At 35.5% G+C, this 8,097-nt stretch carries 10 protein-coding genes; all 10 read left to right on the top strand.

Features of this window, described 5'->3' with window-relative positions; all coding sequences use genetic code 11:
• Positions 1–750, top strand: a 750-nt coding sequence (locus ACFVTB_RS25620) for a deaminase domain-containing protein (protein WP_387755852.1), incomplete at its 5' end; no start/stop codon positions are given.
• A gap of 13 nt (positions 751–763) precedes the next feature.
• The gene (locus ACFVTB_RS25615; RefSeq protein ID WP_387755850.1) at positions 764–1,444 is read left to right on the top strand and encodes an Imm3 family immunity protein; all 681 of its coding nucleotides are present in this window, start codon (positions 764–766) and stop codon (positions 1,442–1,444) included.
• Between the two features lie 1,154 nt (positions 1,445–2,598).
• Positions 2,599–3,081: a hypothetical protein gene (locus ACFVTB_RS25610; RefSeq protein WP_387755848.1), complete on the top strand. Its 483-nt coding sequence runs from the start codon at positions 2,599–2,601 to the stop codon at positions 3,079–3,081.
• Between the two features lie 134 nt (positions 3,082–3,215).
• Positions 3,216–3,362, top strand: a complete 147-nt coding sequence (locus ACFVTB_RS25605) for a hypothetical protein (RefSeq protein ID WP_387755846.1) — start codon at positions 3,216–3,218, stop codon at positions 3,360–3,362.
• Between the two features lie 809 nt (positions 3,363–4,171).
• Positions 4,172–4,390, top strand: a complete 219-nt coding sequence (locus ACFVTB_RS25600; RefSeq protein WP_387755844.1) for a hypothetical protein — start codon at positions 4,172–4,174, stop codon at positions 4,388–4,390.
• Between the two features lie 10 nt (positions 4,391–4,400).
• Complete coding sequence (locus ACFVTB_RS25595; RefSeq protein ID WP_387755842.1) at positions 4,401–5,015, top strand: hypothetical protein; 615 nt, start codon at positions 4,401–4,403, stop codon at positions 5,013–5,015.
• Positions 5,016–5,450: 435 nt separating this feature from the next.
• A complete protein-coding gene (locus tag ACFVTB_RS25590) occupies positions 5,451–5,915 on the top strand; it encodes an SMI1/KNR4 family protein (RefSeq protein WP_387755840.1) in 465 nt (154 codons plus the stop codon).
• Between the two features lie 304 nt (positions 5,916–6,219).
• Positions 6,220–6,594 (top strand): ribonuclease toxin immunity protein CdiI, encoded by a 375-nt coding sequence (gene cdiI / locus ACFVTB_RS25585; protein ID WP_387755838.1) that lies wholly within the window; start codon positions 6,220–6,222, stop codon positions 6,592–6,594.
• Positions 6,595–6,757: 163 nt separating this feature from the next.
• Positions 6,758–7,072 carry a deaminase domain-containing protein gene (locus ACFVTB_RS25580; RefSeq protein WP_387755836.1) on the top strand — a complete coding sequence of 105 codons (315 nt, stop codon included), beginning with the start codon at positions 6,758–6,760 and terminating at the stop codon, positions 7,070–7,072.
• Between the two features lie 18 nt (positions 7,073–7,090).
• Positions 7,091–7,783: an Imm3 family immunity protein gene (locus tag ACFVTB_RS25575; protein WP_387755834.1), complete on the top strand. Its 693-nt coding sequence runs from the start codon at positions 7,091–7,093 to the stop codon at positions 7,781–7,783.
• The last annotated feature ends 314 nt before the right edge of the window (positions 7,784–8,097 follow it).

Genomic DNA, 8,097 nt, shown 5'->3' with positions numbered 1-8,097 from the left:
GAACAGAAGCCACAGACCTCTACGAATAATGGTCCGGAACAGCCGAAACCGGGGGAAACAAACAAGGTAAGAGAAAAACCGGCTTCAGAACAGAAACCAAAGACCTCAACGAATAATAGATCGGAACAGCCGAACCCGGTAGAAACAAACAATGTAAGAGAGAAACACGCCGCTCCAGAACAGAAGCCACGTACAGATGTTAATGAGGCTGAGGGGACGGGTAAACCTGACCCCAATGTAAGTATTGGAAAAGTATTTCCTACAAGGAGGATTGATCCGAATAAAGAAACACATATTCTTGATAGGGTAAGTGAGTTGAGAGGTAAGCTTTCTAATAGGCTTAAAGATGAGCTGAATTTCGCATATTCTGAAGTAGATATTGCAGGAATTGACAAAAAGGAATTCTATGCACATAGTAGCTTAAATGGTGATAACAAGGCAAAAGATTATGCTAATTTTTCGTTAAAGCCATCTAAACCAAAGTATGAAGCAACACTTGCACCAGATAGAGGTGGAAATATAAGATTAAGAGATAACGATACGGAGTATAAAATACTCAATGATTTAGCCGCAAGACTGGATAAATTACCTGACCCTTCAAAGGCTAGTGGGAAAATAAAATTATTTACCGAGTTAGATACGTGTGCAAGCTGTAGTAGAGTTATTGAGAGATTTCATAAAGATTATCCAAATATTGATATTGAAGTAATTCATAACGGCGATGAATTAGTAATTCCAAAGAATCCTTAAAGGGGACACAAATATGAAACGAAATTATGAGGCATTATTCGGTGCGTTTTATGAAAGATATTTTGATTTCAAGAGTGAGGGAATGAGCAATGCTGAAGCACTCGTCTGTACATCTGAGGCATACTTCGGTGTCCAAAAAAGAGGTGAAATGGAGAAAGCGGTAGTTGTCATTGCAGAAGGAAGGATTTATTTAACACATTCAAAAATTTTTATAAATTCAAAAGAGAAGATAGTTAATCTGCTGAAGGACTTAGATTTAGAAAAGTTACAACTTGAAACAACCTCTGATGAGTATCAAGACATATTAGAACGAAGAGATATGGTGCTTGATGGGATAGAAAGTATTCCTGTTGATCGTAGTCCGTATGCAAGATGGTATTACAATGAAATGGAAAAAGAAGTAAAGAACTACTTTATGGAAATTATCGTTAACACGAACGATGCAAGTGGGATAATTGAGAAAATAGAGGAAAGGTTTGATCGTGAATGTAGGAGTACTCGGAGCGAGAATATTGTTGTTAAAACAACACTTGCCGAACTGCTTATTAGACATAGCATTAAACCAGAGAATGAATTCTTGAGTTTAAAAATTGAATTAGAGCGGTTCGATATGAGTGAAATAGGTCAACAATTAACAGAATCCGAGAAGTTTGATCTTTCTATCCGAATTAAGGAAGTATTAAGTAAAATGTAAAAATTTATAGACCAATATTTCAAAAATGTTTTCTAAAACAATGTTAAAGTTGGGCTACAATCAATTGAATCCACAATGCGAGCTAACCGCCGTGTCGTGGTTTCTTTTTATCTGCCGCTACAAGCTAAAAAATATAAACATACAAGTGGCGGCTATTAAAAAAATTGCCCACCCAGTGCCGAATGAACCCATAATTCAACCAATAACACATCTAACCCATGTAATACCCCTATGAAGATTTCTCGATTTCGGTTGTACGTACATCAAATACTTTAATTTTATTCCCTAAATAACGCTATTCCGTTACATCTAGCAGGTCGATTATGGTCAGATACCACCATGATTAACCTGTTTTTATTATCTTCGCTTTCTTGTGATTTTTTTAAATTTATCGTACCTGAAGATAACGCCACTATTAAGAGTAGGGCGACTAAAACGAAGGTTTTTTCATATCGTCAGCAACTAAGAAGCAAGCCCTTATCTGCGTCATGAAAAGGCTTATAAACATTATCTACAGTATGATGAAGCACAAGACAGAGTATCGGGCGGTAAGTCTAACAGAGCATCAAGCAAGCTGATATAATGGTGGTAATTGGAAAAAAGTTACCACTTTCTTTATTCCCGATTTTAAGATTTCACATAGGGGACGGGACAAGCTTCTAATATAGGCAGTATAGTTAAGGATGGAAATAAAACAAGGTATACGAACCCGGCCGGTAACGAATTAACTTGGGTTGATCAACATCCGAAAAATATTAGTCGTGATATTGAGACATTCCTGAATAGCCCTAATATAGGTAAAGCAACAGAGGGAAAAGTTGCAAAATTTGTTTCAGAACAGAAAGAGGTTACAGGTTTTGGACAAAAGGTTCAGAGGGCAGATAAAACACCTGCTGGAGATTTTGATGTATTGACAAAAGATGAAATTATTGAAGAAAAGCTTCTGCTAGTGCATTAAAAGTGGATCAAATTGAAAAGTATACAAACACAAATCACAAAGATTTTTTGAATCCAGAAAATAGAAAGTTATTGTGTATATTGAAGAGCCCCTAGTTAATCTAGCACCTGAACAACTACAAAAATTGAATAAGATTAAGAGTATGGGCGCAATCGTAGTAAATTCACTTGAAGAATTGAAAGGAGTTTTAAAGTAAATGGGAACCTCGTCATTTTTTTTAGTTGAGAGAGACATATATTCATCAGACAATTTACTGTCTTCAGTAATGTTAGCCTCGTTTCATTCTGACGCCATGCTTTACTACAGGAATGAAAAGTACTTTACCGAAGGGGATCAATTTAAGTATACGACCCTTAGTATTATGTATAATCCAGATGCTGATGAAAATAAGTTTTTAATATATGTAGATGGAGTTAAGAACAATGGACTTGAGTTTACTAATAACGGACAAATTTCAGGATTGGACCTATCACTCAGTTTATATCAAGTAGGTTGTATTGAGGATGTGTATGATAACGAGGAGTTGCTGTTTAGTTTTGTTTATGAATACTTGAAGTTAAACCCTAATCAATATTATTGGTTGGGAGGTTACAATTGGGTCTACAGTTGGGAGGATATGCAAAAATTAAAATCGTTACCGTATGACCCAGATTGGTGCTATAAGAATCCTAAAAACTAACTTGTGAGGCTTTACAGCCTTAACAACAAGATCGTACAATACAACCAACAAACCAAATACTAAATAATTTATTAACACTTGATAAACTTTCAAAGCTCTTTCCCACTTGAATTATGAGTAGGAATGAGCTTTTTTTGCAGATCGACGATCTGCGTAAAATGCTATCCAACAAAACCTACATCGAAGGAACTTCCACCGAAACGGTCGCCTATTCCCCGATTGTATTCGATGGTCAGGCTGAGGCGCAGCAGGCAGCACAAAAGCTGGAGCATACAATCTGAGCGAGGAACGAAAATCGAAAGGCGCACTTAATATTCTCAATGGTCTGATGAATTACGCTGTGGGTGCAATTACCATAGCGGTGGGAGTTGGTGCGGTCGTCGTTGGTGTGGTTTGAGCTGGACAGGTCTGGGTCTCGTAATTGCGGGGGCGGGAGCAGTGGCAATCGCTGCAGGAACGTATACGTTAGCATCGGTGGCAGCCGATGTTACGGAGGGGTGCCCAAGACTATTATTATGGAAGCAAGGGGGACACGCAAACCCCTGCCTTTAACTTTATAAGAGATACGCTGTTTGGTGGAAACGAAGAAGCCTATCTGATGTCAGTGGATATCGCCATGATTACAGGCGCGTTAGCCGTAGAATTTGCTCAACCTTACTTGGTAGTAGCGGCAGCCGTTGGTACGGGTAGAATGATGAATCGGATGAATAGTAGCAGTAAGCTATCATCCCCGTCCAAACCAGCACCAACTCAAAAAGGTGGGCAAGGCGTAACCCAGCCAATTCACGAAATTGATGATACCCAGCATGGAGCAATTTCAAGTAGACCTAAGGAGCCTCCTAAGTCAACGGAGGCGAGCAAACCTCCTTAGGGGATGGGAAAAGGTCCGAAAAAATATTTAGAAAAACCCGCTGATGAAAATGGAACTTTAAACATTGGGGCTCGAGGTAAACCTATAGAAGGAGCATATAACATCGATATAGATCCTTAGTCTCCTGATGTTTATTATGGAGATGCAACTCAATTAACTAATATTAAGACAGGAAGCCAAAGTAGAATTATTATTGAGAACCCATTTGGATACGATCCCTTGAATCCAGAAATACTGAGAGTTTTATCAAGGAATGGAGAAATTATTATTACTGGCTCACGATCTAATATGAAAAAACTGTTAAAGCAATTAGATGATAAAGGATTAAAAATCAAGGGTGAAAGACGAGATGTTCCGAACGATGGTAGCTATCTAACCACAGATGGTGAAAAAATCATGTCACCAATGTTAGATCAATATACATTTATTAGAAAGTGAGGTAAGGGAAATGAATCTTACGATTGATATTAGTAATGAAGAATTTGATGGAATTGTAGATGATTCAGGAGATTTTATACCAACTATTTTCTTGGGTTTTCCAAATGATATTAGGGGCACATATGAATTTGAGCTCATTAATACTGTTATAAATATTTATGATTTTCAAGATCAAATACAAAAGCAAGGTTTTCATATAAAGGATGATTCACTATTTGTATTTGGCAAAATGAAAGTTCAAATTGAGAAAGTAAAGGGAGCGGATTTTAAAATAATTGAGGGTAGTTCCTCTGAGGCTCGTGAACAGTATCTTAGTTGGTCATATACAATTGATACAGGGGATATTGTATGTAAGTCCGGTGGGAAGTTATCTTTTCTTGATAATTGTTATGTAGCCTTGATGATTGTTACTGAAAGTAAGCCTAAAATAACATTAACATTTGATATAACGGAAACTGTTCCATTTGATTTCATGAGTAGTACTAGCATAGAGCAAGCTAAGCTAAAGAAAAATGAACATAAACAAATAATATCTCGTGGTAAACTGTTTGACTTCACCTTTTTTAAAGATCATTTTGGCTCTGGGAGAGTGGCTATTAAGAATGAAGAGTTAGACAAATCCTAGGTTTACCAAAGTTTTAGTTAAGATCGTAAAATACAACCGGCCAAACGACAATGCGAGGTAACCGCCCGTATTGTGGTTTTCTTTTGCTCTTGTCTCAATTCCACCCAGTGCCGAATGAGGGCGGCTGATTTCAAGTAGACTTAACCCATGTAATACCCGTATATAGATTGCGTCATTTTGATTGTACGCACATAAATGCTTGAATTTTATTGTATCAAGGTCCAATAACAGAGTTTACTAATTATAAGGAGCAGAAAATAGTTGAGTATTTAAGAACTAAATACAAAGACAATCCGAATATTAAAGGTAAAATTGAAATTATTTCTGAACGCCCCTACTTTGACAACTGTATAGATTTAGTAGATCAATTTCAATTGGAAATTCCAAACATTACAGTAACCCGCATAGAGATACTACCAAAAGGAGGAAAGTGGGATGAAGTATTTATTTGAACTTATTAGTCAATTAAACAAAGATGGGATACCAATGAACCCATGTACCAATGAAGATTTAACACATTTACAAGAGATGATTGGTAGTGAAAAATTACCTGAAGCATACATTGAATTTTTAAAAACAATGGGTAGAGGTACAGAACATACTTTTTTACGAGGACATTCTTGCTTTATGGACGAACTGTTAATTTTAAATGAAGGTGTGCAGGAATTACTCGAGGAAAATGATTTTTCCAAAAATTTAACAGAAAATGATTTTGTTTTTTGGATGAGCCAAGGTTGCATGTTTTGTTTTTTTAAATTTAATGAAGGTGATAATCCCCCAATTTATTTTTATTCTGAGAGTACTGATCAAGATGACTTTTACAAAATTGCAGATTCATTTACTGATTTTTTATTAGGTATGTATACAAAAGACAAAAATATATTTAAAAAGAAAGACTAATGATAACAATGCTAAATGCTTGCGAAAAAAAATACTGGATTTACATTATTATGTCAGCAAGATCGAACAATACAACCAATAAATCAAACAACAAATAATTCTAACCATTTATAGATTCTAAAAAGCTTTTTTCAATTTGATCTATGAGTAGGAACGGCGGCAGACCAGGAATCTGACGGTCACAATGGATAATGCCTACAAAACTTTAGAAGAAGACGCAAGTAAGTATGGGATAAATGAAAAAAGGGATTATATTATAGGTGAGCCGAAGAAACAGTCTATTGATAAGAGGTGAAGGGATAGTATGTACAAAGTATTAACAATAAAAGAAGAAATAGATAGACTGGTCGAATCTTACTTCTGGATTATTGATTTTCCAAGAGCTTTAACATACTTTGGAGATGTTGAGAGGCATGGTTATGGTTCAGGCCCACTAGAGGTACAATTTTCATCCTATCATGAGCCAGAAGAGGAATACTACATTGGTGATAAAAAAGTTTGCTTTATAGGAGAACCCCCAGCGTATGACGAAGATGTGATGGCAATAATGGAGTATGATGAATTTTATAACTATTTAAATATTTATAGTGAAAAACACCTGGACGAACACCCGGAAGATAAAAAAGAGATTGATGAACTATTAGAAGTGATAAAAAAAAGATTGGGTTTACATTCATAACAACAAGATCATATAATAGAACCAATAATCGAAATATTTGAAAATTTAACAAATACACTTTCAAAAGCTCTTTCTAACTTGAAACTTTGAGTAGGAATGAGCTTTTTTGCATGCCCAATCAAAGGTTTATTAGAACACAAAACCCACCGAGCATGGCAGTGTGATGGTGAAAACAGGAAATTTATCAATAAATAATTATTCAATTGAACCAACAGATGAAAACATTATTTTTAAAGCTACAGAGGCTCCTGGTGGAAATGGTGTTCCATACTTGAGAACTTCGGATACTGAATATAAAATTTTGAATGATTTAGCTAAACAATTGGGCGATGAAGTTGATGCTAAAGGGAAGGTACCTAATTCACTGAATTATACTTGTGGGAATTGCAATTATATAATTCGTCAATTTAAAGATAAGTATCCCAATATAGGTGTCGAAGTGATTCACAATAACAACGTTCCTGTGAAACCAAACTAATAACTGGAGGATATAAAGATGGAATGGGAATATGAAGAGTTATTTGAAGCTATCAATGATGGTTATGAAGAGTATAAAGCAGAATATATGAGTAATAGCGAAGCTTTTGCAAGAACGGTAGATGATTTTGAAGCAGTAAAAAATACAGGAATATTTGAAAAATCTATAGTTACTGTTGCTTTAGGGGAATTGTTGATAAGACAATCAAAAGTGTTCAAAATGTCAAAAGAGTATCTTTTATCTACACTTGAAAGTATAGATATTAAAGGACTAGAACCATACTTAACACCTGAACTATTTGCTAATTGGAATGCTCGTAAAGATTTATTTTTGCAAGAGATTGATAAAAAGCCTGTTCATAATTATGCTCGAGCATTTTGGTCTGTTGATGAAATGACAGCAGAAGTCAGTCAATTTTTTATGAATATTCTATCTCAAAATAAATCAGGAGATGAAATTGTATTAGAAGTTTTAAATCGTTTTGAACGAGATCGCAAGCATTCACTGAGTGAAGATATTGTTGTACTAACAACATTGGCCGAAAAGTTATTGCAAAATAAATTAACGGAAACTAGTGACCTGAAGAGTATCATATTCAATCTGAAATCATTTAATGAAGAAGAAATAGTTGAAGAGCTATTAGAAGAAGAATGGGTGGAGCTAGGCATTCGAATTAAGAACGTATTAACCAATCTGGCTAGTGCCGAATAAATAACTGAAAGTTCTTAGGATAGAAGAGTTTACATCTTAGAAGCAGGATTATACAATACAACAAACAAATCAAGCACTAAAAAACTCTATAAACACACTTGATGAACTATGAAAGGCTTATTCCATTTGAATAATGGGAAGGGATAAGCCTTTTTTGCATGCTCAAAACGACCGAAATAGTTCATAACTAAGGAAATGAATAATTTATGCTACTGAAATAGGCTGATTATTATAACCATCTAGTAGTTCAGAAGGACGGACAACCCAGACTGGAAATCCTGCGCCGCATAGTTAGCAGGAACGTCTGGATTAAG

It is taken from the genome of Paenibacillus sp. NPDC058071, from assembly GCF_042885235.1.
Lineage (GTDB): Bacteria > Bacillota > Bacilli > Paenibacillales > Paenibacillaceae > Pristimantibacillus.
This window is presented reverse-complemented; position numbering and strand designations above follow the sequence as displayed.

Excerpts from the sequence above, each read along its gene's own strand:
- cdiI (WP_387755838.1), top strand. The coding sequence starts at position 6,220 with ATGTACAAAGTATTAACAATAAAAGAAGAAATAGATAGACTGGTCGAA.
- ACFVTB_RS25615 (WP_387755850.1), top strand. The coding sequence starts at position 764 with ATGAAACGAAATTATGAGGCATTATTCGGTGCGTTTTATGAAAGATAT.
- ACFVTB_RS25610 (WP_387755848.1), top strand. The coding sequence starts at position 2,599 with ATGGGAACCTCGTCATTTTTTTTAGTTGAGAGAGACATATATTCATCA.
- ACFVTB_RS25595 (WP_387755842.1), top strand. The coding sequence starts at position 4,401 with ATGAATCTTACGATTGATATTAGTAATGAAGAATTTGATGGAATTGTA.
- ACFVTB_RS25590 (WP_387755840.1), top strand. The coding sequence starts at position 5,451 with ATGAAGTATTTATTTGAACTTATTAGTCAATTAAACAAAGATGGGATA.
- ACFVTB_RS25580 (WP_387755836.1), top strand. The coding sequence starts at position 6,758 with ATGGTGAAAACAGGAAATTTATCAATAAATAATTATTCAATTGAACCA.
- ACFVTB_RS25575 (WP_387755834.1), top strand. The coding sequence starts at position 7,091 with ATGGAATGGGAATATGAAGAGTTATTTGAAGCTATCAATGATGGTTAT.